At 70.7% G+C, this 25,876-nt stretch carries 23 protein-coding genes; 7 read left to right on the top strand and 16 right to left on the bottom strand.

The annotated features are described in order from the left end of the window. The first annotated feature begins 26 nt into the window (after positions 1 to 26). Both mshC and OG885_RS35770 read left to right on the top strand, forming a co-directional pair. Positions 27 to 1,256, top strand: coding sequence for a cysteine--1-D-myo-inosityl 2-amino-2-deoxy-alpha-D-glucopyranoside ligase (mshC, locus tag OG885_RS35765; protein ID WP_405738767.1), 1,230 nt, complete (start codon positions 27 to 29; stop codon positions 1,254 to 1,256). Positions 1,257 to 1,484: 228 nt separating this feature from the next. Next, positions 1,485 to 2,450: an SMP-30/gluconolactonase/LRE family protein gene (locus OG885_RS35770; protein ID WP_405738770.1), complete on the top strand. Its 966-nt coding sequence runs from the start codon at positions 1,485 to 1,487 to the stop codon at positions 2,448 to 2,450. Positions 2,451 to 2,514: 64 nt separating this feature from the next. Here the strand turns inward: OG885_RS35770 and OG885_RS35775 are convergent, their stop codons facing one another. From OG885_RS35775 to OG885_RS35810, 8 genes are all read right to left on the bottom strand, one after another. Then, positions 2,515 to 3,549: a PAC2 family protein gene (locus OG885_RS35775; RefSeq protein ID WP_405738773.1), complete on the bottom strand. Its 1,035-nt coding sequence runs from the start codon at positions 3,547 to 3,549 to the stop codon at positions 2,515 to 2,517. A 159-nt stretch (positions 3,550 to 3,708) separates the two neighbouring features. After that, complete coding sequence (locus OG885_RS35780) at positions 3,709 to 4,380, bottom strand: FadR/GntR family transcriptional regulator (protein WP_405738776.1); 672 nt, start codon at positions 4,378 to 4,380, stop codon at positions 3,709 to 3,711. Between the two features lie 126 nt (positions 4,381 to 4,506). Further along, the gene (locus OG885_RS35785; RefSeq protein ID WP_405738779.1) at positions 4,507 to 5,811 is read right to left on the bottom strand and encodes an amidohydrolase; all 1,305 of its coding nucleotides are present in this window, start codon (positions 5,809 to 5,811) and stop codon (positions 4,507 to 4,509) included. Continuing rightward, positions 5,808 to 6,560 (bottom strand): nucleoside phosphorylase, encoded by a 753-nt coding sequence (locus OG885_RS35790; RefSeq protein ID WP_405738782.1) that lies wholly within the window; start codon positions 6,558 to 6,560, stop codon positions 5,808 to 5,810. Before OG885_RS35790 ends, OG885_RS35785 begins: the two co-directional genes overlap by 4 nt. After that, positions 6,557 to 7,429 (bottom strand): ABC transporter permease, encoded by an 873-nt coding sequence (locus OG885_RS35795; RefSeq protein ID WP_405738785.1) that lies wholly within the window; start codon positions 7,427 to 7,429, stop codon positions 6,557 to 6,559. Before OG885_RS35795 ends, OG885_RS35790 begins: the two co-directional genes overlap by 4 nt. Next, positions 7,429 to 8,469: an ABC transporter permease gene (locus OG885_RS35800; RefSeq protein ID WP_405738788.1), complete on the bottom strand. Its 1,041-nt coding sequence runs from the start codon at positions 8,467 to 8,469 to the stop codon at positions 7,429 to 7,431. Before OG885_RS35800 ends, OG885_RS35795 begins: the two co-directional genes overlap by 1 nt. 1 nt (position 8,470) lies before the next feature. Beyond that, on the bottom strand, positions 8,471 to 10,012 hold the full coding sequence (locus OG885_RS35805; RefSeq protein WP_405738791.1) for an ABC transporter ATP-binding protein: 1,542 nt from the start codon (positions 10,010 to 10,012) through the stop codon (positions 8,471 to 8,473). Continuing rightward, on the bottom strand, positions 9,993 to 11,042 hold the full coding sequence (locus tag OG885_RS35810; protein ID WP_405738794.1) for a BMP family ABC transporter substrate-binding protein: 1,050 nt from the start codon (positions 11,040 to 11,042) through the stop codon (positions 9,993 to 9,995). The genes OG885_RS35805 and OG885_RS35810 overlap by 20 nt, the downstream gene beginning before the upstream one ends. A gap of 293 nt (positions 11,043 to 11,335) precedes the next feature. Between OG885_RS35810 and mtnA the strand changes: the two genes are divergently transcribed. Then, on the top strand, positions 11,336 to 12,367 hold the full coding sequence (gene mtnA, locus OG885_RS35815) for an S-methyl-5-thioribose-1-phosphate isomerase (protein WP_405738797.1): 1,032 nt from the start codon (positions 11,336 to 11,338) through the stop codon (positions 12,365 to 12,367). Positions 12,368 to 12,440: 73 nt separating this feature from the next. On the opposite strand, the gene mtnB is transcribed toward mtnA, so the two are convergent. Genes mtnB through OG885_RS35830 form a run of 3 tightly spaced genes read right to left on the bottom strand, consistent with a single transcriptional unit; the run spans position 12,441 to position 14,361 of the window. Then, on the bottom strand, positions 12,441 to 13,049 hold the full coding sequence (gene mtnB, locus OG885_RS35820; RefSeq protein ID WP_399957815.1) for a methylthioribulose 1-phosphate dehydratase: 609 nt from the start codon (positions 13,047 to 13,049) through the stop codon (positions 12,441 to 12,443). Continuing rightward, positions 13,046 to 13,765 carry an acireductone synthase gene (mtnC, locus tag OG885_RS35825; protein WP_405738800.1) on the bottom strand — a complete coding sequence of 240 codons (720 nt, stop codon included), beginning with the start codon at positions 13,763 to 13,765 and terminating at the stop codon, positions 13,046 to 13,048. The genes mtnB and mtnC overlap by 4 nt, the downstream gene beginning before the upstream one ends. Continuing rightward, complete coding sequence (locus OG885_RS35830; RefSeq protein WP_405738803.1) at positions 13,762 to 14,361, bottom strand: 1,2-dihydroxy-3-keto-5-methylthiopentene dioxygenase; 600 nt, start codon at positions 14,359 to 14,361, stop codon at positions 13,762 to 13,764. The genes mtnC and OG885_RS35830 overlap by 4 nt, the downstream gene beginning before the upstream one ends. Positions 14,362 to 14,876: 515 nt before the next feature. Between OG885_RS35830 and OG885_RS35835 the strand changes: the two genes are divergently transcribed. Genes OG885_RS35835 through mtnK form a run of 4 tightly spaced genes read left to right on the top strand, consistent with a single transcriptional unit; the run spans position 14,877 to position 19,779 of the window. Beyond that, positions 14,877 to 15,974 (top strand): substrate-binding domain-containing protein, encoded by a 1,098-nt coding sequence (locus tag OG885_RS35835; protein ID WP_405738806.1) that lies wholly within the window; start codon positions 14,877 to 14,879, stop codon positions 15,972 to 15,974. Next, positions 15,961 to 17,520: a sugar ABC transporter ATP-binding protein gene (locus tag OG885_RS35840; protein WP_405738809.1), complete on the top strand. Its 1,560-nt coding sequence runs from the start codon at positions 15,961 to 15,963 to the stop codon at positions 17,518 to 17,520. Before OG885_RS35835 ends, OG885_RS35840 begins: the two co-directional genes overlap by 14 nt. Positions 17,521 to 17,554: 34 nt before the next feature. Next, positions 17,555 to 18,598 carry an ABC transporter permease gene (locus OG885_RS35845; RefSeq protein ID WP_405738812.1) on the top strand — a complete coding sequence of 348 codons (1,044 nt, stop codon included), beginning with the start codon at positions 17,555 to 17,557 and terminating at the stop codon, positions 18,596 to 18,598. Positions 18,599 to 18,606: 8 nt separating this feature from the next. Beyond that, positions 18,607 to 19,779, top strand: a complete 1,173-nt coding sequence (gene mtnK / locus OG885_RS35850) for an S-methyl-5-thioribose kinase (protein WP_405738815.1) — start codon at positions 18,607 to 18,609, stop codon at positions 19,777 to 19,779. Here mtnK and OG885_RS35855 read toward each other — a convergent pair. From OG885_RS35855 to OG885_RS35875, 5 genes are all read right to left on the bottom strand, one after another. After that, a complete protein-coding gene (locus tag OG885_RS35855) occupies positions 19,768 to 20,316 on the bottom strand; it encodes an SMI1/KNR4 family protein (protein WP_405738818.1) in 549 nt (182 codons plus the stop codon). The two genes, mtnK and OG885_RS35855, sit on opposite strands and share 12 nt — an antisense overlap. A gap of 164 nt (positions 20,317 to 20,480) precedes the next feature. Further along, complete coding sequence (locus tag OG885_RS35860) at positions 20,481 to 22,097, bottom strand: FAD-dependent oxidoreductase (protein WP_405738821.1); 1,617 nt, start codon at positions 22,095 to 22,097, stop codon at positions 20,481 to 20,483. Between the two features lie 51 nt (positions 22,098 to 22,148). Further along, positions 22,149 to 23,690, bottom strand: coding sequence for a glycerol kinase GlpK (glpK, locus tag OG885_RS35865; RefSeq protein WP_405738824.1), 1,542 nt, complete (start codon positions 23,688 to 23,690; stop codon positions 22,149 to 22,151). A gap of 123 nt (positions 23,691 to 23,813) precedes the next feature. Continuing rightward, a complete protein-coding gene (locus OG885_RS35870; protein WP_405738827.1) occupies positions 23,814 to 24,614 on the bottom strand; it encodes an MIP/aquaporin family protein in 801 nt (266 codons plus the stop codon). Positions 24,615 to 25,052: 438 nt separating this feature from the next. Next, on the bottom strand, positions 25,053 to 25,817 hold the full coding sequence (locus OG885_RS35875; protein ID WP_399957844.1) for an IclR family transcriptional regulator: 765 nt from the start codon (positions 25,815 to 25,817) through the stop codon (positions 25,053 to 25,055). Between the last annotated feature and the right edge of the window lie 59 nt (positions 25,818 to 25,876).

The raw sequence follows: 25,876 nt of genomic DNA on the forward strand, positions 1-25,876 counted from the left end.
AACATCCGTCCGGTTAGGCTCATGACATGCATGCCTGGCCCGCTTCCGAGGTCCCCGCCCTGCCTGGTCAGGGCCGCGACCTGAGGATCCACGACACCGCGACCGGCGGTCTGGTCCCCCTCGACCCCGGTCCCGTCGCCCGTATCTACGTCTGCGGCATCACGCCGTACGACGCCACCCACATGGGGCACGCGGCGACCTACAACGCGTTCGACCTCGTGCAGCGCGTGTGGCTCGACACCAAGCGCCAGGTTCACTACGTCCAGAACGTCACCGACGTCGACGACCCGCTCCTGGAGCGCGCCGAGCGGGACGCCGTCGACTGGGTCGCCCTCGCCGAGAAGGAGACGGCCCTCTTCCGCGAGGACATGACGGCCCTGCGGATGCTTCCGCCGAAGCACTACATCGGTGCCGTCGAGGCGATACCCGGGATCGTTCCGCTGGTGGAGCGGCTGCGGGACGCGGGCGCCGCCTACGAGCTCGAAGGCGACATCTACTTCTCCGTCGAGTCCGACCCGAACTTCGGCAAGGTCTCGAACCTCGACGCCGCCGCCATGCGGCTGCTGTCCGCCGAGCGCGGCGGCGACCCGGACCGGGTCGGCAAGAAGAACCCGCTCGACCCGATGCTGTGGATGGCCGCCCGACCGGGCGAGCCGAGCTGGGACGGCGGCTCGCTCGGCCGCGGACGCCCCGGCTGGCACATCGAGTGCGTCGCCATCGCCCTCGACCACCTCGGCATGACCTTCGACGTCCAGGGCGGCGGCTCCGACCTCGCCTTCCCGCACCACGAGATGGGCGCCTCCCACGCCCAGGTGCTGACGGGCGAGTTCCCCATGGCCAAGGCGTACGTCCACGCCGGCATGGTCGCCCTGCACGGCGAGAAGATGTCCAAGTCCAAGGGCAACCTGGTCTTCGTCTCCGCGCTGCGCCGCGAGGGCGTCGACCCGGCCGCCATCCGGCTCGCCCTGCTCGCCCACCACTACCGGGCCGACTGGGAGTGGACCGACCAGGTGCTGGCGGACGCCGTCGCCCGTCTCGGACGCTGGCGTGCCGCGGTCTCCCGGCCCGACGGCCCGTCCGCCGAGGGCCTCGTCGAGGAGATCCGCGAGGCCCTCGCGAACGACCTCGATGCCCCGGCCGCGCTCGCCGCGGTCGACCGCTGGGCCGCCCTCCAGGAGGAGTCGGGCGGCACGGACGAGAGCGCCCCCGGTGTCGTCTCGCGCGCGGTGGACGCGCTGCTGGGCGTCGCGCTGTAGGCAGTCGCAGGCCCATAGGGAAGGGCGTTTCCTCCGGCAAGGAGGAGACGCCCTTCGTGTCACCCGAGACGCCGATCCCTGGGCAGGACGTGCATGCGGTCCTGCCCGACATGTTCGTCACGTCACAATCCGGCCGAAGCCTGCGGGCGTGACGGCCATGTGATGGGGTGGGAGCGTCTGTTGACCGTTCGGCCGGCCTTCGTCGGCCCCCTGGCAGAAGGACGCACAGTGGCACCCACAGCACGTTCCTTCGCACGTAGAAGACTTCTCACCGGAGCCGCGGCGCTGACCGGAGCGGCGCTCCTCGGCGGCACCGCGACCGGTACCGCGCACGCGGCCGGGACGGCGAAACCCGCCTGGCCCGACCAGTTCCCGCTGCCCGACGGCTTCCAGCCCGAGGGCATCACCATCGGCAGCAAACCCTTCGCCTACTTCGGCTCCCTGGCCAACGGTGACATCTACCGCGCGAGCCTCGCCACCGGCCGCGGCTCCGTCGTCAGCAAGGGCCTCGGCACCGGGCATCCCACCGTCGGCCTCAAGACCGGTCACGGCAGGCTGTTCCTCGCCGGCGGCGACAGCGGTGAGATCCGCACGGTGGACCTCCGCTCGGGCGCCGTCGAGAAGGTGTACGCCACCGGCGGCACGTTCGTGAACGACGTGATCCTCACTCCCGGCGCGGCCTGGTTCACCGACTCCTTCAAGGCCCAGCTCTACCGCGTGGCCCTCACCAAGCACGGCGAGCCCGGGTCCCTGACGACCCTGCCGCTGTCCGGCGACTGGGTCCAGGGCACCGACTTCACCGCCAACGGCATCGAGCGCACCCCCGACGGCCGCGCCCTGCTCGTGGTGAACTGCTTCGCCGACGGCGGCACCCTCATGCGGGTCGACCCGCGCACCGGAGCCGCGACCGCCGTCGACCTCGGCGGTGCCAAACTCCCCAACGGGGACGGCATGTTGCTGCTCGGCCGGACCTTTTACGTCGTCCAGCAGGCGCAGAACGCCATCGACGTCTTCCGCCTGAACGCGGCCGGCACCAAGGGCACGGCGATCACCCGGATCACCGACCCGCGCTTCCGCATCCCGACGACCGCGGCGGCCTGGGGCGACCGGATCTATCTGCCCAACGCCCGCTTCGACGTGGAACAGCCCACACCGGACACCGACTACGACGCGGTGGCCGTACCGCAGGTGTGACGCCTGCCCGGGACATGAAAAGGGCGGTGCGCGCGAGGCGCACCGCCCTTCCCCGTCCCATTGCTCACTCCTCCGACGAATCCCCTGAATCCTCGCCGTCGGTTCCCGTCTCCGTACCGGGCTCAGGATCCGGCTCGGGGTCCGTGTCCGCGCTCGGTTTCGGCGGCTTCGGCGGTCTGGTACGGCCACTGGGGCTGTCCCGCAGATACGACGTACCCTCGCCGCTCTCCGTCGCGTGCCCGCCCGCCGGACCGCCGCCGCCGTCCCGGCGCCGCAGATACCGCTCGAACTCGCGGGCGATCGCCTCGCCCGACGCCTCCGGCAGCTCGGCGGTGTCCCGGGCCTCCTCCAGCGTCTGGACGTACTCGGCGACCTCGCTGTCCTCGGCGGCCAGCTGGTCCACGCCCACCTGCCAGGCGCGCGCGTCCTCGGCCAGCTCACCCAGCGGGATACGGACGTCGATCAGGTCCTCGAGCCGGTTCAGCAGGGCCAGCGTGGCCTTCGGGTTGGGCGGCTGCGACACGTAGTGCGGTACGGCCGCCCACAGCGACACCGCGGGCACGCCCGCGTGTGTGCACGCCTCCTGGAGGACGCCGACGATGCCCGTGGGGCCCTCGTACTTGGTCTCCTCCAGGTCCATGCGCTGGGCCAGGTCCGGGTCGGACGTGGTCCCGCTGATCGGGACCGGACGCGTGTGCGGGGTGTCACCGAGCAGGGCGCCCAGGATCACCACCAGCTCCACGCCCAACTCGTGCGCGAAGCCGAGGAGCTCGTTGCAGAACGAGCGCCAGCGCATGGACGGTTCGATACCTCGGACCAGGACGAGATCACGCGGCTTGTCACCGCCGACCCGGACCACGGAGAGCCGGGTCGTGGGCCAGGTGATCTTGCGCACTCCGGCGTCCATCCACACCGTGGGCCGGTTCACCTGGAAGTCGTAGTAGTCCTCGGCGTCCAGCGCCGCGAACACCTCGCCCTTCCACTCCCTGTCCAGATGCGCGACCGCGGTGGAGGCGGCGTCGCCGGCATCGTTCCAGCCCTCGAACGCGGCCACCATGACCGGGTCGATCAGCTCGGGAACCCCCTCGAGCTCGATCACCCAGTGCCTCCTTCCGACGTGCCCTCACGTACGCCCCAACCTTACGGCGTCCGGCGGGGGCGACCGCAGCCCCCTTGCACGGGGGAGTGAACGCATCACTGCCCCATTAGCCACCCCGGAACACCCCTCGGTGATCAGCGCCGTGTCGAATCACCCGTTTCACAGTGACGCGCGTAGCCACTGCTCCACGCTCGCGATGTGCACCGTCGCCCACGACCGCGCCGCCTCCGCGTCCCGGTCCCGCAGGGCGGCGAGGATCATGCGGTGCTCGTGCAGGGTGCGGCTGACGGCGTCCTCCTGGGTGAGGCCGCGCCAGATGCGGGCCCGGGTCGTCGGCCCCGACAGACCGTCGAGCAGCGAGCAGAGCACCGAGTTGCCCGAGCTCTGCACGATCCCCCGGTGGAAGTCCAGATCGCTGGCGACCAGCTCCTCCACCGAGGGGTCGTCGCCGAGCCGGTCCAACTGGGCCGAGAGCGCCTTCAGTTGCTGCTCGCTGATCCGGGAGGCGGCCATCGCGGTCGCGGCCGGCTCCAGGATGCGGCGCACCGCGAGGAACTCCAGGACCGTGTCGTCGCGGTGGAAGTCGACGACGAAACTCAGGGCCTCCAGGAGGAGTTGGGGGTCGAGGCTGGTCACATAGGTGCCGTCGCCCTGTCGCACGTCCAGGATCCGGATCAGCGACAGGGCGCGCACCGCCTCGCGCAGGGAGTTGCGGGACAGCCCGAGCTCGGCGGCGAGTTCGGACTCCTTGGGCAGCCGGTCGCCGGGGCGCAGGGCGCCGGAGACGATCATGCCCTTGATCTTCTCGATCGCCTCGTCGGTCACTGCCATAACCGGCCTCCTGTGGTTCACGCGCATGTCCGTCGAGACATCCGATGTCTCAGGTCATTATGGGGGCCCACAGGCCGTTCGGGAGGGGGAATTCCCCGGTCAGAACGGTCAGGACGGTCGGAACGGTCAGACCGGTCGGACGAGAACCTCCAGGTCGGCGATCACGGCCGCCTCGTCCAGCGTCGTCAGCACCCGGTCCCGCATCAGCACCCGCCCGTCGACCACGGCGTCCCGTACGTCCGCCGAGTGCGCGGCGTAGGCGAGCGTCGACCACGGGTCGTGCAGCGGCCGCAGATGCGGGGCGTTCAGGTCGAGGACGACGAGGTCGGCCCGCTTGCCCGCCTCCAGCGAGCCCAGCCGCTCCCCGAGCCCGAGCGCCCGCGCGCCCTCGATCGTCGCCATGCGTACGGCCTGTTCGGCGCCGACCGCCGTGGGGTCGCCGCCCGCCTTCTGCACGAGCGCCGCCAGCCGCACCGCCCCCAGTACGTCCAGCGTGTTGGAGCTGACGGCCCCGTCCGTACCGAGCCCGACGGTCACCCCGGCGCTCAGCAGCCGCGCCACCGGCGCGATCCCGCAGCCCAACTTCAGGTTGGAGACCGGACAGTGGGCGACCGAGGTGCCGGTGCGGGCCAGCGCGGCGATCTCCGGGCCGGTCAGGTCCACGGCGTGGGCGAGCAGCACGTCGTCGCCGAGCAGCCCGAGCGAATCCAGCAACTCCACAGGCCGCTTGCCGTACTTGACCTCGACGGTGGCGACCTCGGTGGCGTTCTCGGCCGCGTGGATGTGGACGAGGGCGCCGAACTCCCGTGCCAGGGCGAAGATCTCGACGAGCTGGTCGGGGGAGAGGGTGTACGTCGAGTGCGCGAACACCACGGGCCGGTTGCCGGGGCGGGCCGGGCCACGCGCCTGGAGGTCCCGCCGCGCCCAGTCCAGCCGGTCCTCGTACGCGATGCCGTCCGGCGGTCCGGGTACGTCCATGAAGGTCGGCCCGGTGTGCAGCCGCCAGCCCGCCTCGCGCGCCACCTGCTCGGCCGCCTCGTGGAACCAGTACATGTCGAGCGCGGAGGTCACCCCGGCCCGTACGCTCTCGGCGACCGCCAGCCGTACCGCCGCCGCCACGTTCTTCGGCGCCAGCAGCTCGGCCTCGGCGGGCAGCACCCGCTCCAGGAAGCCCTGGAGGGTGACGTCGTCGGCGAGACCGCGTATGAGGGTCATCGCGAGATGGGTGTGCGTGTTGACGAGACCGGGGAGGACGAGGCAGCCCGCCGCGTCAATGGCCTCGGCCGCTGTAAAGCGCGCTTTCAGCTCCTCGGCGGGACCGACCGCGACGATCTCGCCCTCGTGGACGGCGACCGCCCCGTCCCGTACGACGGTTCCGGCGTCGTCGACGGTGAGGACGTCACCGCCGTGCACCAGCAGGTCGACGCTCACAGCCCGTACTCCTCCGCCAGCACCCGCAGCGCCTCCAGCGACACCACGGCACCCCGCTCCACACCCGCCGCGACGACCTCGCGGTGCGGGTCGTAGGCGCTCTCGCCGCCCTCGTCCACCAGCTCGTCCGCGTTCGCCCCGTCGATCACCAGCACACCGCCCGCGACCAGACCGCGCAGCGACGCCGTGATCAGCAGGGCGGAGAGCTCCATCTCGATGGCGGCGAGGCCGGCACCGTCGTAGGAGAAGAGGGGCAGCAGGCCGGGCTGGAAGGCCGCGCGGGTCCAGACGACGCCACGGTGGTGCGGGGCGTCGGCCGCGCGGGCCGCGCGCTGGAGTGCGAAGACGGCCTCGGGGGAGGAGACCGCCGGGTACTCCGGCGGCAGCAGCTGCTGGGTGACACCGTCGTCGCGGACGGCCGCCTCCGCGATCACGAGGTCGCCGTCAGCGATCCCCGGCTTCATCGCACCCGCCGTACCGAACCGCAGCAGCACCCGCACGCCCGCGTCCGCGAGCTCCTGGAACAGCAGGATCGCGCCCGGGCCGCCCACGCCGTGCGAGGCGACGACGACCGGCAGACCCTTCCAACTGCCGCTGAACACACGGTACTCCCGGTGGTAGGACACCTCCTCGGCGCCGTCGAGCAGGGCGGCGACGGCCGCGGCGCGCGCCGGGTCACCGACGACGACCGCGTGGGCCGGCAGGCCGGTGCGGGGTATACGGGTGATGGGCAGCAGGTCCTGCGTCATGAGGCGGCTCCGGTGGACGACGGGCGGACACGGCGACGACGGCGTGCCGTGGTGAGGAAGAGAGCGCCGAGCGTGACGACGTACGGCGCCGCGTCGGTGGCCTGTTGGGGCAGACCGAGACCCTGGAGGCGGAAGCCGGCCGCCTCGGCGAGCCCGAAGAGCAGCGCGGCGAGCAGGACGCCGAGGGGCAGGGCGCGGCCGAGCATGACGGCGACGACGGCGATCCAGCCGCGGCCCGCGGTCATGTTCTCGGTGAACAACGTGACGTTGCCGAGCGCGAGTTGGGCCCCGGCCAGACCGCACAGCACGCCGGAGACCAGCACGGCCGCGTACTTGTACTTGGCGGGGCTCACCCCGAGCGTGGCCGCCGCGTCCGGCGCCTCGCCGACCCCGCGCAGCCTGAGCCCCCACACATGCCGGGACAGCATCAACGCGGCCACCCCGACCGCCGCCCACGACACATAGGCGAGCGGGCTCAGTCCGCCGATCAGCGGCAGCCCGGCGAGTGACGGGTCGTCAAAAGTGCCCTGCACACCGAAGACCGTACGGAGGAGGAAACTCGTCAGACCCACGGCGAGGAGGTTCATCGCGACGCCCAGAACGACCGCGTCCCCGCGCAGGGTCACCGTCCCCACCGCCAGGATCAGCGAGTACGCCGCCGCGGCCAGCGCCGCCGCCAGCACGCCGAGCCACGGGCTGCCGGTGAACCAGCTCGTGGCCACCGCAGTGAAGCAGCCCATCAGCATCATGCCTTCGAGGCCGATGTTGAAGACGCCGGCCCGCTCGCAGATCGCACCGCCCAGCGCGGCCAGCAGGATCGGGGTCAGGGCGCGCAGCGCCGACATCAGGAGATCGGAGTCGAAGAACATCACACCGCCTCCTTGCGACGGTTGAACCACCTGCTGGGAAAGCGCAGTCGGGCCGCGAGGAACACGATCACGATCGCCTGGAGCACCTGGGTCAGCTCGCGCGGCACCTCCGTGGTCCGCTCCATCGCCAGGCCGCCGACCTGGAGGACGGCGAAGAAGAAGGACGCGACGACCGTGCCGAGCGGAGCGGCCGTCGCCAGCAGCGCGGCGGTGAGTCCCGTCCAGGTGTAGCCGGGCGCGGTCAGCGAGCCGTCCACGAAGCGGTACGGGAAGCTCAACACCCCGATGGCGCCCACGAGTCCGGCGGTCGCGCCCGAGACGGACATCAACTTCAGGGTCAGGCCCCGGCGTTCGACGCCCGCGTAGGCGGCGAAGCGGGAGTTGAGACCGGTCATCCGTATTTCGTACCCGATCGCGGTCCGCTGGTCGGTGAACCAATAAGCGGCTGCCGCGAGGACGACCAGAACGAGCCCCCAGGTGACCGTGGAGTCGCCGAACGCGGGCAGCGCCACCCCGTCGGGCAGGGAACGGGTCTGCGGCAGGCTGGAGCCGGGCTCCTTCAGCGGGTAGCGCGCCAGATAGGAGGCGAGCGACACCGCCGGGTAGCTCAGCAGCAGGCTGCTGACCAGCAGCGGGACACCGAAGTGGTTCTCGCACAGGGCGGCCAGAGCTGCGTACGCGGCGCCCGCCGCCATGCCCGCGAGCAGCGCGAGCACGACGGTCAGCGGGGCCGGCAACGGGGAGTAGAGGCCGGTCACGGCCGCCGTGATGCCGCCGAGGACCATCTGGCCGTCGCCGCCGAGGTTGATGAGTCCGGCCCGCAGCGGGATGGCCAGCGCCAGCGCCATGCCGAGCACACTGGTGCCGGTCGTCAGCGTGGAGCCGATGCCGTCGGCGCCCAACGAGCCGGTGAGGACCGCCTCGTAGGACGCGATCGGGTCCGCGCCGGTCCCGACGAGGAACAGGGCGCCGATCAGGACGCCCGCGAGCACGGAGAAGGTGATGGGGGAGCGCAGGGCTCCGAGGATCCGGTTGTTCATGTCAGTCGACGGCCTCCACCGTGACGGCTTCCCTTGAGGCGCCGCCCGCCATCGCGAGGCCCAGCGTCCGTTCGTCCGCCTGGTTCTTGTCGTACGACGCCGTGATCCGGCCCTCGTACATGACCAGCACCCGGTCCGCCAGCCCCCGGATCTCGCTCAGTTCGGCCGAGACGAGGAGCACGGCGTGACCGGCGTCGCGGTAGGCGATCAGCTGGTCGTGGATGTTCTGGATGGCGCCGATGTCGACCCCGCGGGTCGGCTGCTCGACGAGCAACAGGGGTACCTCGTGGGCGAGTTCACGGCCGATGAGCAGCTTCTGGAGATTGCCGCCGGAGAGCGCGGAGGCGGGCACCTCGGGGGTCGGGGCCTTGATGCCGAAGCGTTCGATGAGCTGCCGTGCGTGCGCCCTGACGCCGGCCGGGGGCAGCAGGCCGCGGGACGACAGGGTCGTACGGTGATGTCCCATCGCGAGGTTCTCGGCGACGGACGCGGCAGGGGCCGTACCGACCGCGTGACGGTCCTCGGGGACGTACGCGAGCCCCTTGAGGCGGCGTTCGGTGGCCGAGGCGTGGGAGATGTCCTGCTGAAGGAGCGTCACCCTGCCCGCGGTGGTCGGCCGCAGTCCGGCCAGCGCCTCGATCAGCTCGCTCTGGCCGTTGCCCGCGACGCCCGCGATGCCGACGATCTCGCCCGCCCGCACCGTGAGCGAGGCCTCGCTCACCCCGTCGGTGGTGAGGCCGGACACGGCCAGGACCACGTCACCCGGGGTGCCCGGGGCGTGGATGCGGTCGAGTTCGACCGCGCGGCCGGTCATCGCGGCGGCGATCTCGTCGGCGGAGGTCTCCGCGGTGACCAGACGGGCGACCACCCGGCCGTCGCGCAGGACGGTCACGCGGTCGCTGCCTTCGAGGACCTCGCGCAGCTTGTGCGTGACGAGGATCACCGTACGGCCCTGTGCGGCCAGGGACTTGAGGACCGCGAACAGCGCGTCCGCCTCGGCGGGCGTGAGCACCGCCGTCGGCTCGTCGAGGATCAGCGTGCGGGCGCCGCGGTGCAGCAGCTTCAGGATCTCGACGCGCTGGCGCAGGCCGACCGGCAGCTCGCCGACGCGTGCGTCCGGGTCCACGGCCAGGCCGTGTTCCTCGGCGAGTTCACGCACCCGTCGGCGGGCCGCGGCCCGGTCCACCAGGCCGAAGCGGCGCGGCTCGGCGGCGAGGACGACGTTCTCGGCCACGCTCAGCGAGTCGAACAGCTTGAAGCTCTGGTGGACCATGCCGAGTCCGGCGGCCATCGCGTCGCCCGGGCTGGCGAAGTCCGCCTCGCGCCCGTCGACGAGGACCGAGCCGGCGTCGGCGCGCGTCATGCCGTACAGGATCGACATGAGGGTGGACTTGCCCGCGCCGTTCTCGCCCATGAGGGCGTGGATCTCGCCGCGCCGGACGGTCAGGTCGACGGCGTCGTTGGCGACCGTGCCGGGGAACCGCTTGGTGATTCCCCGGAGTTCGACGGCGACGTCCGGGGCGTCAGCTCGCGGCGGGGTCATCGACCGTCAGCTTCCCGGACACGATCTGGTCGCGCAGTTCCTTGACCTTCGCGAGCACGTCCGTGTGGTCGGCGATCACGCACTTCGACGTCTCGACGCCGTCCTCCAGGCCGGTCAGGCTGATGCCGCCCTCCTTGAGGCCGTAGGAGACGGTCGTGCCCGTCTTCCCACCGAGCACCGACTCGATGCCCTTCTCGACGGCGATGTCCGTGCGCTTGATCACGTTGTCGACGACCGTGCCGGGCGCCGCGGTGCACTGGTTGACGTCGACGCCGTACGCGTAGGCGCCCTTGGCCTTCGCGGCCTCGAACACGCCGTAGTTGCCTGCCGCCGCGGCCGCCATGAGCTGGTCGTAGCCCTTGGCGAGCAGGGTGCCCGCCTGCTCCTTGGCGCGGGCCGAGTCGTCGAACGGGGACTGGCCGCCGACGAAACGGGTGTCCGTCGTGGTCTTCGGCGCGACCTTCTTGGCACCGGCCGCGAACGGGTCGCTGTAGCGGCGGAACTGGGGCGTGTCGAGGACGTCGACCGCGCCGACCTTGCCGGACTTGCTGAGCAGACCCGCCTCGGCGCCGGCGAGGTAGACGCCCTCGTGCTCGCGGAAGACCGCGCAACTGACGTTCTTGAAGGTCTTGGTGGTGCAGGCGTCGATGATCAGGAACTGCTGCTTCGGGTTCTTCTCGGCCTGCTGGGCGACGATGTCCGCGAACTCGAAGCCGACCAGCACGACGACATCGGGCTTGGCGTCGACCGCGGCCTGCACGTTCTGCTGCTGGGAGGCGCTGTCGGTGGACTCGTAGACCTTCTGCGTGCCGTCGTGCTTCTTCGCCGCGGACTCGATACCGGTGACAGCGAGCTTCAGGAACTCGTTCTGGCCGACGGCGTCCGGGGTGACCAGCGTGAACGACGTGTCGCTGCCCGCGCTCGCGCCGGCGGATTCGCTTTTCGCGGCGGCGTTGCAGGCGGTGGCCGCGGTGACCATGAGCGCGGTGGCGGCGGCGACCTGGAGGGTACGACGGGATCTGCGAAGCATCGGGGAGACCTTCCGGATACGGCGATGCGCGCTCCGTCAGGAGCGCGTGAGGGTGGACGGGGTGACGCTGCGGGGACGGGGGTCAGCGTCGACAGCCGTCGCCGGCACACCGGCCGAAGTCGAGGAAACGGCGCTTGGTCAGCAGCACGGTCTTTCCTCCTTCGTCTCGGTCTGCGGACTGATTGGCGGACAGTAGCATCCGTTTCCGGACATCTGCTCGACTGTCTCGAACTATGGTTCGTGCAGGTCATGTACGGTGGCGGAGACCACCGGAACATCAGGAGTGTCCCGATATGCCCCAGGAATTGCGCGCGGTCGATTGGACCGGGGAGAGCCTCGCCCTCATCGACCAGACGCTGCTGCCCCAGCGCACCGAGACGATGGATGTCCGCGATGTGGACACCCTGGTCGACGCGATCCAGCGTCTCGTGGTGCGTGGCGCGCCCGCCATCGGGGCGGCCGGCGCGTACGGAGTCGCGCTCGCGCTCATCGAGGGGCAGCGCGAGGGCTGGTCGGTGGACGAGGTCCGCGCGGCCGTCGCCCGGGTCCGCGCGGCCCGCCCCACGGCCGTCAACCTCATGGTGTGCGTGGACCGGGTCATGACCCGCTTCGAGGAGGGCCTCGACGCGGTCCTCGCGGAGGCCGCCGCCGTCCAGCGCGAGGACGTCGAGGCGAACCGCGCGATGGGCGCGCACGGCGCCGACTGGCTGCTCGACATGGTCGGCGAGGACCGCTCGTTGCGCATCCTGACCCACTGCAACACCGGCGCCCTCGCCACCGCCGGCTGGGGCACGGCACTGGGCGTCATCCGCGAACTCCACGCGCGCGGACGCCTGGAGGTGGTGTACGCCGACGAGACGCGCCCGCTGCTCCAGGGATCGCGGCTCACCGCCTGGGAGTTGGTCCAGGAGGGCATACCGCACTACGTCCAGGCCGACGGGGCCGCCGCCGGAACCATCCTGCGCGGCGAGGTCGACGCGGCGATCGTCGGCGCGGACCGCATCGCGGCCAACGGCGACACCGCCAACAAGGTCGGCACCGTGGGCGTCGCGCTGGCCTGCGCCGACGCCGGCATCCCGTTCCTGGTGGCCGCGCCGACGACGACGGTCGACCTCGCCACCAAGACCGGCGACGACATCCACATCGAACTCCGCGGCGAGGCCGAGGTGTTGGAGTGGGGCGGGGTACGGACGGCACCCGCCGAGTCGCGCGGCCACAACCCCGCCTTCGACGTGACGCCGGGGCGGCTGGTGACGGGGCTGGTGACGGAGCGGGGCGTCCTGGAGGTCGCCGCCGGTCAACTGCCGGGCGATCACCTCAAGTAGACGGAAGCCGAAGAAGGGGACCCCTGGAATCCGTAGTCTCCGGGGGTCCCCTTCTTCATGTTCTCCATGCCGCTCAGCGCTGCGACAGCTCCAACTCCAGCAGCCACTCCACCACTTCGGTGTGGTGCCGCGCCTGACGGGGGTCGGCGCCCCACACGTACAGCCCGTGCCCCGCGACCACGACGGCCGGCATCCGCGGGTTCCGCGCCTCCTCCAGCCGGTCCCCGAGCACCTTCATGTCCTGGCTGTTGGCGATGACCGGCAGCGTCACCTCGACGTCGTGCGCGGGCTGGCCGACGCCCTTGAGCATCTCCAGGTCCCGGAAGACGATCCCGCCCGGATCGCGCCGGCCCATGGCCACGGACGCCACCGTGTGGACGTGTACGACCGCCCCGGCGCCCGTCAGCGCGGCGACGCGCGCGTGCAGTTCGGCCTCGGCGGACGGCTTGCCGCCCTGGACGGCAGCGCCCTGTCCGTCCACCAACACCACGTCGGCGGGCGTCAGTTCGCCCTTGTCGTGGCCGCTCGCGGTGACCGCGAGCCGCAGCGGGTCACGGGTGAGCACCACGGACAGGTTGCCGGAGGTGCCCCGCATCCAGCCGAAGGCGGCGAAGCGGGCGGACTCGGCGGCGAGGACCGCCCCCGCCTCCTCCAGGTCGAGTGCGCTGATCTCGGCGGTCATGCGGTGCTCCTAGAAACGGTGATCTCGTCGAACGTCCCCGCCTGCGCGTGGTCGCCGACGCCTTGCTCGTAGTACGGCTCCCCGGGCCGCCGGATGCCGACCGCGTGCCAGCCGGCCGCGCGGGCCGCGTCCAGCTCGCCGGGGCGGTCGGAGAGGAAGAGAAGTCTGGCGGGCTCGACGCCGGTCGCCCGCGCGATACGGCGGTACGACTCCGGCGCCTGCTTGGGTCCCGCGTTCTCGGTGTCGTACAGCCCCGAGACCAGCGACGTGAGGTCGCCCTCCGGGCTGTTGGTGAACCACGCCCGCTGCGCGGCCACCGAGCCGGACGAGTAGACGTACAACGTGAGGCCGGCCGCGTGCCACGCGCGCAGGCGCGGTACGACGTCGTCGTAGAAGTGCGAGACGAGGTCGCCGCGGGCGAAGCCCTCGGACCAGATGATGCCCTGGAGTGTCTTCAGCGGGGTGGCCTTGCGGTCCTCGTCGAGCCAGGCGTTCAGGGCCTTCTCGACGGCCGCCGCGTCCGCGTCCGGGTCGCCGAGCTCCTCGCGGACCTGGGCGACGGCCCGCTGGACGTCCGGATCACCGCTCCGCTCAGAGAGCAGTGCTCCGAAACGTGAGCGGGAGTACGGGTAGAGGACGTCGATGACGAAGCCCGTGGCGCTCGTGGTGCCCTCGATGTCGAGCACCACGGCGTCCACGTCGTACAACAGACTCATGCGGAGGCCTTGTCCGCCTCGTAACCCGCCGCGATCGTGTCGTAGTCCGGGAAGCGGGACGCGATCGGCGAGCCGGTGAAGTTGCCGATCCAGCCGTCCTCCTCGTGGAAGAAGCGGATCGCGGTGAACGAGGGGTTCGTGCCCATGTCGAACCAGTGGGTGGTGCCGCGCGGGACGCCCAGCAGGTCGCCCTTCTCGCAGAAGACCGCGTGCACCTCGCCGTTCACGTGAAGGTAGAAGATGCCGGAGCCGGAGACGAAGAAGCGGACCTCGTCATCGTCGTCGTGCGTGTGCTCCTGGAGGAACTTCTCGCGGGCGGCCTTGGCCTTCGCCGGGAACTCCGGGTCGTCACTGGGGTGCAGACCGAGGACGTCGACGGTGGTGAAGCCCTCCTCGGCGTTCAGCTTCTCGATCTCGGGGCCGTACGCGGCGAAGACCGTGTCGCTGTCGGCGTCGAAGGGCACGTCCTCGCGGATCGGCCACTGCTCGTAACGCACACCGAGCGGCAGAAGCGCCTCGGCGATCTCGGCGGGGTCCGAGGTACGGCGGACCTGCGTCTCGGGGCCGGACTCGGACCAGGTGGTCAGCAGCGTCATGGGAACAACTCCGGGAGTCTGGAAGGAAAGTCCGGATACCGAGACAAGCACCGGACGGGCGGGAGAGGAAGAGGGGGCGGCGAAACGGGACGGGACAGTCGGTCAGCCGCGACACAGCGCGCGACAACAGCGGCGCATGCAGGGCATACGCAGCGCTTTTGCGGCTGGTGTCGTCATCGGGGCCTCACTGTGCCGGGTCGGGTGCCGGTCCCGCGATGGTAACCCGCCATGTCAGGTCAATCCGGTGTGACGTAGTCGTTGTCTCACGTGCTGAGAAACCGCTTCCGCTCCTTTGACGTATGGCTGAAATCGTTCTCATGATCTGCGTATGAAGACGCTGCTGCTCGTACGGCGGCTGTACGTGGACCTGCTCCGGACGACCACCGCCAGCTGTCGCTGACCCCTCCCGGAGCCCCGCCCTGCCCTTTTCGCGGTGGCGCATTCCCTCCCTGCTCGCGCTCCGGGCCCGGCACCCTCTTCCTCTGCTCAGCACCACCCCGCACCTGGAGCCCCTCATGTCCCGCACCCGTCTGCCCCTCGCCGCGCTCTCCCTCGCCTCCGTGTCCGCGCTCGTGCTGTCCGGCTGCTCCCAGTCCACCGACGCCTCCAAGGACACCGGCGACACCGCCGCCTCCGCCTCGGCCGCCACCGGCAAGAAACCCGCCCCCTTCAGCGCGGGCGCGGTCAAGGTCGCCCTGGTCCGACAGAGCGGCGCCGGCGACTACTTCGAGCAGTGGGGCAACGGCGCCAAGGCGCAGGCCAAGGCCCTTGGCATCGATCTGACCGTGTACGACGCCCAGGCGGACAACGCCAAGCAGGCCACCGACCTCTCCTCGGCCATCAACTCCGGCGCCAAGGCGATCATCATCGACCACGGCTTCCCGGCGACCATCCAGCCGGAGATCGACAAGGCCGTGAAGAAGGGCATCAAGGTCGTCGTCTACGACGTCGAGACGGCCACCAAGGGCGTCGTCTCCACCAAGCAGGACGACGCCAGCATGGCGCAGGCCGTCCTCGACGTGATGGCCAAGGAGGTCGGCAAGGACGCCAAGGTCGGCTACGTCAACGTCGCCGGCTACGCCGCCCTCGACAAGCGCAACACCGTCTGGACGAAGGAACTCGCCGCGCAGGGCTGGAAGCAGGAGTTCAAGGTCGGCAAGGTCACCGACTCCACGGCCACTGACAACGTTCCCCTCGTCTCCGCCGCGCTCACCCAGCACGGCGACGTCGCCGGTGTCTTCGCCCCCTACGACGAGCTCGCCAAGGGCACCGTCCTCGCCGTGCAGAACAAGAAGCTCCAGGACAAGGTGAAGGTCTTCGGCGCGGACGTCTCCAACGCCGACATCCAGCAGATGACCGCCGCCGACAGCCCCTGGGTCGCCACGGCAGGCACCGACCCGTCCGCGGTCGGCGCCGCCGTCGTCCGTACCACCGCCCTGGAACTGGCCGGTCAGCTGAACAAGACCTCGGTCGAGTTCCCGGCCGTCGCCATCACCCAGGACTTCCTGCGCGAGAAGAAGATCGCGAACATGGACCAGCTGCGCGAGGCGCTGCCCGCGCTGAACCTGGCCCAGGTCTCGACCGCGGACTGGATCTCGAATGTCGCCCACTGAGACGACCGGGACGAGCGGGGCCGCCGGGTCGGCTGAGACGCCGGCGGTCTCCCTGACCGACGTCAGCATGGCCTTCGGCGGCAGGACGGTCCTGGAGTCCGTCTCGCTGGACATCGCACCGGGCAGCGTCGTCGCGCTGCTCGGCGCGAACGGCGCCGGCAAGTCCACGCTGATCAAGATCCTGTCGGGCGTGCACACGGACCACGGCGGCGAGGTGCGGGTCGCCGGGGAGCCCGCGGCTCTCCAGTCACCGCTGGCCGCCCGGCAGTTGGGCATCCAGACCGTGCACCAGCGCATCGGCGAGGGCATCGTGCCCGGCCTCTCGGTCGCCGAGAACCTCGTCTTCGAGGAACTCGCCCAGCGCCGCGGCAACCCCTTCCTCAACGGCGCCAAGCTGCTGGCCCGCGCCCGCGAGATCCAGGCGGGTCTGGAACTGGGCTGGAGCGACACCTTGCTGAGAAGGGATGTCACCGAACTCGGCATCTCCGACCGTCAGTTGCTCATCCTCGCCCGCGCCCTGGCCACCCGCCCGCGCCTCCTCATCCTCGACGAGCCGACCTCCGCACTGTCGGCGGCCGAGGCGGAACGCCTCTTCGCCCTCGTCGAGAAGATGCGCGACGACGGCATCGCCGTCCTCTACGTCTCCCATCGCCTCGGCGAGATCGACGCCCTGGCCGACCGGCTGGTCGTCCTGCGGGACGGCCGTCTCACCGAGGACCAGGCCAAGCCCTTCGACTGGGACGCGGCCCTGCGTGCGATGCTCGCCCAGGCCCAGGAGGCGACCACGGCACGGCCGGTGCGGGAAGGGGCGGCTTCCGGTGAGGTGGTCCTCTCACTGAGAGGGGTCCGTCTCTTCGACGGCCGCACACCCCTCGACCTCGACCTCCGCACCGGCGAAGTCACCGGCGTCGTCGGCCTGTTGGGCGCGGGCAAGACCGAGCTGGCCCGCGGCCTGTTCGGCGCCGAACCCTTCACCAGCGGCGCGGTCGAGCTGGACGGCAAGCCCTACACGCCCCGCCGCCCCGCCGACGCGATCCGCGGCGGCATCCACCTGGTCCCCGAGGACCGGCACGCCGACGCCCTCGTCCCCGGCTGGTCGCTCGCCCAGAACATCTCGCTGCCGTTCCTGAAGTCGCTGTCCCGGCTCGGCCTCGTCAACACGGCGAAGGAGGACGCCCTCGGCCGCGACACCGTCGACGCCCTCGGTGTCGTCACCCGCGACGAGCACAGCACCGTCGAGGAGCTGTCCGGCGGCAACCAGCAGAAGGTCGTCGTCGGCCGCTGGCTCGCCGAGACACCCCGCGTCCTCATCCTGGACGAGCCGTTCCGAGGCGTGGACATCGGCGCCCGCCGGGACATCGGCCGCCGTGCCCGTGCCCTGGCCGCCGAGGGCGCCGCGGTGCTCGTCCTGTCCGCCGACGTCGACGAGGTGCTGGAGGTCGCCGACCGGGTCGTCGTGCTGGCCGCCGGCGAGATCCACCTCGACGCCTACGGCGAGGACGCGGAACGCGACCGCGTGATCCAGACCATCTCGGCGTCGGTGTGACGCCCGCGCCCGCCGCCGCCGAAGGAAGCAATCCATGACCACAGCCCAGAGCACCCCGGTGAAGACGGCGACCCCGTCCGCCACGGCCACCCCCGCGGCCCGCCTCCAGAACGCCGTCATCAAGTACGGCTTCATCTTCGTGACGGTCGCGCTGTTCCTCTACTTCGCGCTCAGCGAGGGCTCGTTCCGCGAGTCGGCGACCCTTCTCGACACCCTGCGCTATGTCTCCGTGGCCGCCATCCTCGGCCTCGGCGTCACCCTCACCATGGCCGTCGGCGGCATGGACATGTCCGTCGGCGCGGTCGCCGGCCTCGGCGTCTCCGTCGCCGCGCAGACCATGGTCGTCTACAACCAGATCGGTACGGTCGCGATCCTCGCGGTGCTCGCGGCCGGCGCCGTGGTGGGCCTGCTCAACGCCCTGCTGATCGTCGTCCTGAAGATCCCCGACATGCTGGCGACGCTCGGCACCCTGTTCATCGTCCAGGGCCTCAAACTCGTCCTGGTCGACGGCCAGTCCATCACCCCGGGCATGACCCTGGACGACGGCACCACCGCCCCTGGCAAGTTCACCGAGGGCTTCCTGAAGATCGACCGCGGCACGGTCCTCGGCATCCCCATCTCGGTCCTCGTCTTCGGCGGACTGACCGTCGTCGCCTGGGTCTTCCTCGCCCGTACCCGCTGGGGCCGGGTGCTGTACGCCATCGGCGCCAACCCCGAGGCGTCCCGGCTGGCCGGCATCCGCGTCGGCGCCTACCGGGCCCTCGCCTACGTCCTGTCCGGCGTCCTCGCCTCCGTCGGCGGCCTGATCCTGGCCTCCCGCATCGGCCAGGGCGACGTGTCCGCCGGCACCTCGCAGCTCCTGGAGGCCGTGGCGGTCGCGCTGGTCGGCACCTCCGTGCTGGGCCGGGGCCGCCCCAACGTCTGGGGCACGGCCCTCGGCGCGGTCCTGATCGGCATCATCACCACCGGCCTGACCATCAAGGGCCTGCCGTACTACACCCAGGACGTCGTCGAGGGCGCGGTCCTCATCCTCGCCCTGGTCTTCAGCTTCACCTTGTCCAAGCGCCGCACGGCCTAAGGAGAGTCATGGGTTACCGCATCCTGGAGACCGAGGACATCCCGGCGTACCTGCGCGAGCGCGGCCACTGGGACGAGGCCGCAGACCCGGAGGTCCGCGAGGTCTCCGACGGCAACATGAACCGAGTCTTCCTCGCCACCGCGCCCGACGGCACCCACAGCCTCGCCGTGAAGCAGGCCCTGCCGTGGGTCCGCGTGGCGGGACCGTCCTGGCCGATGAACCCGGACCGCGCGGACGCCGAGGCCCGCGCCTACGACCAGGTCGCCAAGGTCGCCCCCGACAAGATCCCGGTGATCCACGGCTACGACCCCGAGAACTACGCGCTCGTCATGGAGGACATGTCGGACCTGGAAGTCCTGCGCACGCTCCTCAACGACGGCGCGGCGTACGGCCCGGCCACCTCGGCCCGCGTGGGCGAGTTCGTGGCGCAACTGGCCTTCGCCACGAGCGACTTCGGCATGCCCTCCGCCGAACGCAAGGCACTGATCGCCGCCTCCGTCAGCCCCGAGCTGTGCAAGATCACGGAGGACGTGGTTCTCTCCGAGCCGTACATCGAGCACGAGCACAACCACTGGCACGAGGGCGTCGCCGACCTGGCGGCGGAGTTCCGCGCGGACGCGCGCCTGCGCACGGAGGTCGCCGACCTCCGGCACACCTTCATGACCAGCGCCCAGGCCCTCCTCCACGGCGATCTGCACACCGGCAGCATCATGGTCGGCGACCGCGAAGGCGCCCCGGTCGTCCGGGTCTTCGACCCCGAGTTCTCCTTCGTCGGACCGATCGGCTACGACCTCGGCCTGTACTGGGCCAACGTGCTGGTGTCCGAGGAACGGGCGCGGGCGTTGGGTACGTTGTCCGACCACGCCGACCAACTCCGGCTGTCCTGGGAGGCGTTCGAGAGGGAGTTCCGCCGCCTCTGGCCGAGCCGCGTCGACACCTTCTTCGACGACTCCTACCTGGACCGCTTCCTGCGTCGCGTCTGGACGGAGTCCGTCGGCTACGCCGGCACGGAGATCGTCCGCCGCATCATCGGCTTCGCCCATCTGACCGACCTGACGACCCTCCCGGACCCCGCCCCGGCGTCCCGCAGGGCGCTGCTGCTGGGCCGCGAACTGATCGTGCGCCGCGAGGAGCTGCGGGACGTGGCCGCCGTACGCGAGGCCGTCGCCTCACTGAGCTGACTCGGCGTCGAACCACTCCTCACCGGCGCCCCAGTGCCGCACCCAGCCGACGAAGCCCGGCGCGGAGGTCGTGTGACCGAACTCCGCGCCGAACGGCAGGGCGCCCACGTCGGTGACATGCCATATGTGCCCGCGGTGCGGGCCGGTGACGACAAGATGCCAGTCCATGCCGCAGCCGTCCGTGCCGAGGTTCAGCGAACCCCGGTGGACGACCTGCTCGACGACGGCCTCGGGGTCCTCGTGCCCCCCGTCGTCGTCCTCCCACATCCAGGGCTCGGCGAGCGGGAAGGGCCGGCCCAGATCCTGCCCCTTGGCGCTCTCGGCCAGCCCTACCAGCCCATACTCCGGCGGCCCTTGGAACGACCCGTCCGATACCTCCGCCACGAACGAGCGGTACGGCTCCGGCAGCACCACGCCGTGCTCCGCCTCGAACGCCCGCACCGCGTCCCACCCCAGCGCCGAAGCGCCCCCGTCGTCCACCCCGAACGCCTCCCGCAGCGCGGCGAGTTCCGCGGGGGTGGCCCGTTCCGTATCCATGCGCCCCATGAAAACACCCGCCACTGACAACGCGGCATGCGAAAGGGGCGGCTCCATCGGCGTGGAGTCGCCCCTCTCGCGTACCGGCCCCATAGGGGAGGAGGGCCGGGCCTCGGTCAGGTCGGCTCCCGTCAGGAGGAACCGCGCCCTTCGAGTCGTAGCGCCTACTTCTTGTCGAGCAGGTCCTGGACCTTCGCCCGCACCTCGTCCGTGGCCAGGCCGCGGATCGTCAGCGTCGTGCGGCGGCGCAGCACGTCGTCCGGCGTCTCGGCCCACTCGGTGTCACGGGCGTACACGACCTGCGCCCAGATCTCGGGGGCGTCGGGGTGGACGCGCTCGCCCAGCTCCGGGTTCTCGTTCGCCAGGCGGGCGATGTCGAAGGCCAGGGAGCCGTAGTGGGTCGCCAGGTGCTTGGCCGTGTCGGCGGCCATGCGCGGGCCGGGGGCCGGATTGTCGACCAGCAGCCGGTGCGCGACCGCGCGCGGGTTGGCGACACCCGGCAGCGGGAGCTTCTTGGGCAGGGACGAGATCGGTTCGAAGTCATCGCCCAGCGGGTGACCCGGCAGGGCCTCCAGCTTCTGCATGACGGTGCGGCCGATGTGCCGGAACGTCGTCCACTTGCCGCCCGCGACGGACAGCATGCCGCCCCTGCCCTCGGTGACGACGGTCTCGCGCTTGGCCTTGGCGGTGTCGCCGGGCCCACCCGGCAGCACCCGCAGACCCGCGAAGGCGTACGTGATCAGGTCCCGGTCGAGCTGCTGGTCCCGGATGGAGAACGCGGCCTCGTCCAGGATCTGCGCGGTGTCCTTCTCGGTGACCTTGACGTCCGCCGGGTCGCCCTCGAACTCCTCGTCGGTGGTACCGAGGAGCAGCATGTCCTCCCACGGGAGGGCGAAGGTGATCCGGTACTTGTCTATGGGGGTCGCGAGCGCGGCCTTCCACGGCGCGGTCCGCTTCAGGACCAGGTGCGCGCCCTTGGAGAGACGGATGGAGGGAGCCGCGTTCGGGTCCTCCATCTTGCGCAGGTGGTCGACCCACGGGCCGGTCGCGTTCAGCACCAGACGGGCGTTGACGCCGAACTCGTCGCCGGAGGTGCGGTCGCGCAGCTCGGCACCGGTGACCCGGCCCTTGGTGAAGCGCAGGCCGGTCACCTCGGCGTGGTTGAGGACGACCGCGCCCGCCTCGACGGCCGCGCGGACCGTCATCAGCGCCATACGGGCGTCGTTCATCTGGTCGTCGCCGTAGACGGCGACGGCCTTGAGGTTGTCGGTACGCAGCTCGGGCACGTCCTGCGCCGCCTTGGCGGGGGACAGGAGGTGACCGACGCCGTCACCGAACGCGGAGAGCGCGGAGTAGGCGAAGACGCCCGCCCCGAGCTTCGCCGCGCCGTGCGGCCCGCCCTTGTACACGGGGAGGTAGAACGTGAGCGGGTTCGCCAGGTGGGGAGCCACCTGGCGGGAGACCGCACGGCGCTCGAAGTGGTTCTCCGCCACCAGCTTCACCGCGCCGGTCTGCAGATAGCGCAGACCGCCGTGGAGAAGCTTGGAGGAGGCGGAGGAGGTGGCGCCGGCGAAGTCGCCGGCGTCGACCAGAGCCACCCTCAGGCCGGACTGCGCGGCGTGCCAGGCGGTGGAGATGCCCAGGATGCCGCCGCCGATCACGAGAAGGTCGTACGACGCCTTGGCGAGCTGCTCCCGGGTCTCGGCGCGGCTCGGGTTGGAGCCGGAGGCCGGGCGCGTACCGAGGGCAGGCACGGACTGGAGGGTGGTCTGACTGGTCATTTCGGGTTCTTACTCCTCATCAGAGCGTGCTGAGCCTACGAGTGGCTCTCGTCAGCTCTCTTCGTCCTCGAGCCAGCCCATCGTCCGCTCGACGGCCTTGAGCCAGCTCTTGTACTCACGGTCGCGGGCGTCCGCGTCCATGCGGGGGGTCCACTCGGCGGCCCGGCGCCAGTTGGCACGCAGGTCGTCGGTGTTGGTCCAGAAGCCGACGGCGAGACCGGCGGCGTAGGCGGCACCGAGGCAGGTCGTCTCGGCGACCATCGGACGGACCACGGGGGCGTCCAGGAAGTCCGAGAGGGTCTGCATCAGCAGGTTGTTGGAGGTCATGCCGCCGTCGACCTTGAGGGCCGCGAGCTCGACGCCCGAGTCCTTGGTCATGGCGTCCGTGATCTCACGGGTCTGCCAGGCGGTGGCCTCCAGGACGGCACGCGCCAGGTGCGCCTTGGTGACGTACCGGGTCAGACCGGCGATCACACCGCGGGCGTCGGAGCGCCAGTACGGGGCGAACAGGCCGGAGAAGGCCGGCACGAAGTAGGCGCCGCCGTTGTCCTCGACCGAGAGCGCGAGCGTCTCGATCTCGGCGGCGGTGGAGATCAGACCCATCTGGTCGCGCATCCACTGCACCAGCGAACCGGTGACGGCGATCGAGCCCTCGAGGGCGTAGACCGGAGCCTGGTCGCCGATGCGGTAGCCGACGGTGGTAAGCAGACCGGAGTACGAGTTGATGATCTTCTCGCCGGTGTTCATGAGCATGAACGTGCCGGTGCCGTACGTCGACTTGGCCTCGCCCTCGGCGAAACAGGTCTGGCCGAACAGGGCCGCCTGCTGGTCACCGAGCGCCGAGGCGACCGGGATGCCGCCGAGCAGCTCGCCCAGCTTGCCGCCGGTGACCTCGCCGTAGACCTCGGCGGAGGAGCGGATCTCCGGGAGCATCGACAGCGGGACGCCGATGGACTCGGCGATCTTCTCGTCCCACTCCAGCGTGTGGAGGTTCATCAGCATGGTGCGCGAGGCGTTGGTGACGTCGGTGTAGTGCTTGCCGCCGTCGACACCACCGGTCAGGTTCCAGATGACCCAGGTGTCCATGGTGCCGAAGAGGATGTCGCCGCGCTCGGCGCGCTCCCGCAGACCCTCGACGTTGTCGAGCAGCCAGCGGGCCTTCGGGCCGGCGAAGTACGAGGCGAGGGGGAGACCCGTCTCGCGGCGGAAGCGGTCCTGGCCGACGTTGCGCCCGAGTTCCTTGCACAGGGCGTCGGTGCGGGTGTCCTGCCACACGATGGCGTTGTGGACGGGCTCACCGGTGTTCTTGTCCCACAGCAGCGTGGTCTCACGCTGGTTGGTGATACCGATGGCCTTGATGTCGTCCCGGGTGATGCCGGCCTTCTGGATGGCTCCGGCGACGACTTCCTGGACGTTGGTCCAGATCTCGTTGGCGTTGTGCTCGACCCAGCCCGGCTTCGGGAAGATCTGCTCGTGCTCCTTCTGGTCGACGGAGACGATCCGGCCGTCCCTGTCGAAGACGATGCAGCGGGAAGAGGTGGTGCCCTGGTCGATGGCGGCGATGAAGGGGCCGGCGGTGTGGGCGTCGGTCACGGTGTGCTCCTGAGGTTCCGTGGATAAGCGGTCTGTCTACGGCTGCTTGCTACGAGTGCTTGTCAGAAGGTGCTGCTTCGGGAAGTGCTGCTTCGGGAAGTGCTGCTTCGAGAAGTGCTGCTTCTAAGCGAAAGCGATGTTGTAGATGCCCGCAGCGATCGCGCCGCCGATCAGCGGACCGACGACCGGGACCCAGGCGTAGCTCCAGTCGGAGCCGCCCTTGTTGGGCAGGGGCAGGAGGGCGTGCACGATACGCGGACCGAGGTCACGGGCCGGGTTGATCGCGTAGCCGGTCGGGCCACCGAGGGACAGACCGATGGAGACGACGACCAGGGCGGTGATGAGGGCGCCCAGGGTGCCCAGACCGTTGCCGCCGTCGTTGAGGCCCTGCGTGAGGACGGCGAGCACCAGCACGATGGTGCCGATGACCTCGGTGGCGACGTTCTGGATGGCGTTCCGGATCTCCGGACCGGTGGAGAAGATGCCCAGCACGGGGCCGGCGCCCTGCTCCTGGGCCTCGACGGCCTTGGCCTTCGTGGCCTGCGCACCCGGACCGCCGACGATCTCCTTGTCGGTGAGGTGCGCGTGGAACTGGCCGTAGTAGGCGACCCAGACCAGGGTGGCGCCGATCATGGCGCCGAGGAGCTGTCCGCCCCAGTAGGTCGGGACCTGGCTCCACTCGATGCCGTTCTTCTTCAGCGCGAGGGCGAGCGTGACGGCCGGGTTCAGATGAGCGCCGGACAGCGGCGCGGAGGTGTAGACGGCCGTGAGTACGGCGAAACCCCACCCGAAGGTGATGGCGAGCCAACCGGCGTTACGGGCCTTGGAGGCCTTCAGCGTGACGGCCGCACAGACGCCGCCGCCGAGCAGGATGAGTATGGCGGTACCGATGGTCTCGCCGATGAAGATGTCGGAGCTGGACACCCGCGACTCCTTTGTCCTTCGTCCAGGGGAAGCAGAACCCCGGGTCCCACCGGTGGTTCGCGTGCCCTCGGGGGTGAGAGCGTTGCCGGCCCTTGGCGTTGTCACACTCTAGCGCGTATTGCCGGTAGGTGTTCGACAATGCCGACCGATGGACGGGAGTCTTGCTCCGGCGTTACGTGTGCGTCAAGGGTTCTGTTATCGAAAGCACGATCGTTATTGATTGCTGTGAGCTATCGATCTTCGGACGGGACCCCGGTGGCCACTCGTCCGATATGTCCATCTCAGGGTATGGCGAAGGCCGGTACGCCGTCGCGGCGTACCGGCCCGCTCTTACCAGTTCCCGAATGCCGGCCGCGCTCTAGGGCCTGCCCGGCGGATCCTGCCGCAGACGTGGTGAGGTACCGCGCCCTTTCTGCGACCTGATCCGCCGGGCAGGCCCTAGAAGCGCCCCGCGCCCAGATCCCGCGACACCGCGCGGGCACAGTCCCGTACCGCCGCGATCAGCTCGGGCCGCAGCTCGCCGTCCCGGCACAGCCGCTCCACCGCGCCCGTGATGCCGACCGCGCCCACCGGCATCCGCCGCCGGTCATGGATGGGCGCGGCCACGCCGGCCACGCCCTCCCAGGTCTCCTCCACGTCCGCCGCGTAGCCACGCGCGCGGGAGATGTCGAGGATGTTCTCGAACGCCTCCAGCTCGCACACCGTGCGATCCGTGAACGGTTTGCGGTCCGCCTCGATGGCCTCGCTGTGCGCCACCGGGTCGTACGCCGACAGCACCTTGCCCAGCGCCGTGGAGTGCAGGGGCTGCATGGCCCCGATCTCCAGCACCTGACGGCTGTCGTCCGGCCGGAAGACGTGGTGCACGATCAGCACGCCCTGCTGGTGCAGGACCCCGAGATAGACGCTCTCGCCGCTGGAACGGGCCAGGTCGTCGGTCCACACCAGGGCCCGCGCCCGCAGCTCGTGCACATCGAGATAGGTCGTGCCAAGGCGCAGCAGCTCGGCGCCCAGCTGATAGCGCCCGGAGGCGTCGTCCTGCTCGACGAAGCCCTCCTGCTGCAAGGTGCGCAGAATCCCGTGCGCGGTGCCCTTGGCGAGGCCCAGGGCCGAGGCGATGTCCGACAGGCCGAGCCGCCGCTCGCCGCCCGCGAGCAGCCGCAGCATCGCGGCCGCCCGTTCGAGCGACTGGATGTTCCGTGCCATCGCCGTCCCTGCCTCCGTCCCCTTCGCCGTCGACCCGCGACGTCGCTGCCGCCGTTCGG

The organism is Streptomyces sp. NBC_00028 (genome assembly GCF_045041065.1).
GTDB lineage: Bacteria > Actinomycetota > Actinomycetes > Streptomycetales > Streptomycetaceae > Streptomyces.

Bases quoted from the DNA above. Each gene is read 5' to 3' on its own strand.
- mtnK (WP_405738815.1), top strand. From the start codon at position 18,607: ATGGGTTACCGCATCCTGGAGACCGAGGACATCCCGGCGTACCTGCGC.
- OG885_RS35795 (WP_405738785.1), bottom strand. From the start codon at position 7,429: ATGTTCTTCGACTCCGATCTCCTGATGTCGGCGCTGCGCGCCCTGACC.
- OG885_RS35780 (WP_405738776.1), bottom strand. From the start codon at position 4,380: ATGGCAGTGACCGACGAGGCGATCGAGAAGATCAAGGGCATGATCGTC.
- OG885_RS35840 (WP_405738809.1), top strand. From the start codon at position 15,961: ATGTCGCCCACTGAGACGACCGGGACGAGCGGGGCCGCCGGGTCGGCT.
- OG885_RS35845 (WP_405738812.1), top strand. From the start codon at position 17,555: ATGACCACAGCCCAGAGCACCCCGGTGAAGACGGCGACCCCGTCCGCC.
- OG885_RS35800 (WP_405738788.1), bottom strand. From the start codon at position 8,469: ATGAACAACCGGATCCTCGGAGCCCTGCGCTCCCCCATCACCTTCTCC.
- mshC (WP_405738767.1), top strand. From the start codon at position 27: ATGCATGCCTGGCCCGCTTCCGAGGTCCCCGCCCTGCCTGGTCAGGGC.
- mtnC (WP_405738800.1), bottom strand. From the start codon at position 13,765: ATGAGTCTGTTGTACGACGTGGACGCCGTGGTGCTCGACATCGAGGGC.
- OG885_RS35835 (WP_405738806.1), top strand. From the start codon at position 14,877: ATGTCCCGCACCCGTCTGCCCCTCGCCGCGCTCTCCCTCGCCTCCGTG.
- OG885_RS35875 (WP_399957844.1), bottom strand. From the start codon at position 25,817: ATGGCACGGAACATCCAGTCGCTCGAACGGGCGGCCGCGATGCTGCGG.
- OG885_RS35805 (WP_405738791.1), bottom strand. From the start codon at position 10,012: ATGACCCCGCCGCGAGCTGACGCCCCGGACGTCGCCGTCGAACTCCGG.
- OG885_RS35855 (WP_405738818.1), bottom strand. From the start codon at position 20,316: ATGGATACGGAACGGGCCACCCCCGCGGAACTCGCCGCGCTGCGGGAG.
- OG885_RS35790 (WP_405738782.1), bottom strand. From the start codon at position 6,560: ATGACGCAGGACCTGCTGCCCATCACCCGTATACCCCGCACCGGCCTG.
- mtnA (WP_405738797.1), top strand. From the start codon at position 11,336: ATGCCCCAGGAATTGCGCGCGGTCGATTGGACCGGGGAGAGCCTCGCC.
- OG885_RS35860 (WP_405738821.1), bottom strand. From the start codon at position 22,097: ATGACCAGTCAGACCACCCTCCAGTCCGTGCCTGCCCTCGGTACGCGC.
- OG885_RS35810 (WP_405738794.1), bottom strand. From the start codon at position 11,042: ATGCTTCGCAGATCCCGTCGTACCCTCCAGGTCGCCGCCGCCACCGCG.
- mtnB (WP_399957815.1), bottom strand. From the start codon at position 13,049: ATGACCGCCGAGATCAGCGCACTCGACCTGGAGGAGGCGGGGGCGGTC.
- OG885_RS35830 (WP_405738803.1), bottom strand. From the start codon at position 14,361: ATGACGCTGCTGACCACCTGGTCCGAGTCCGGCCCCGAGACGCAGGTC.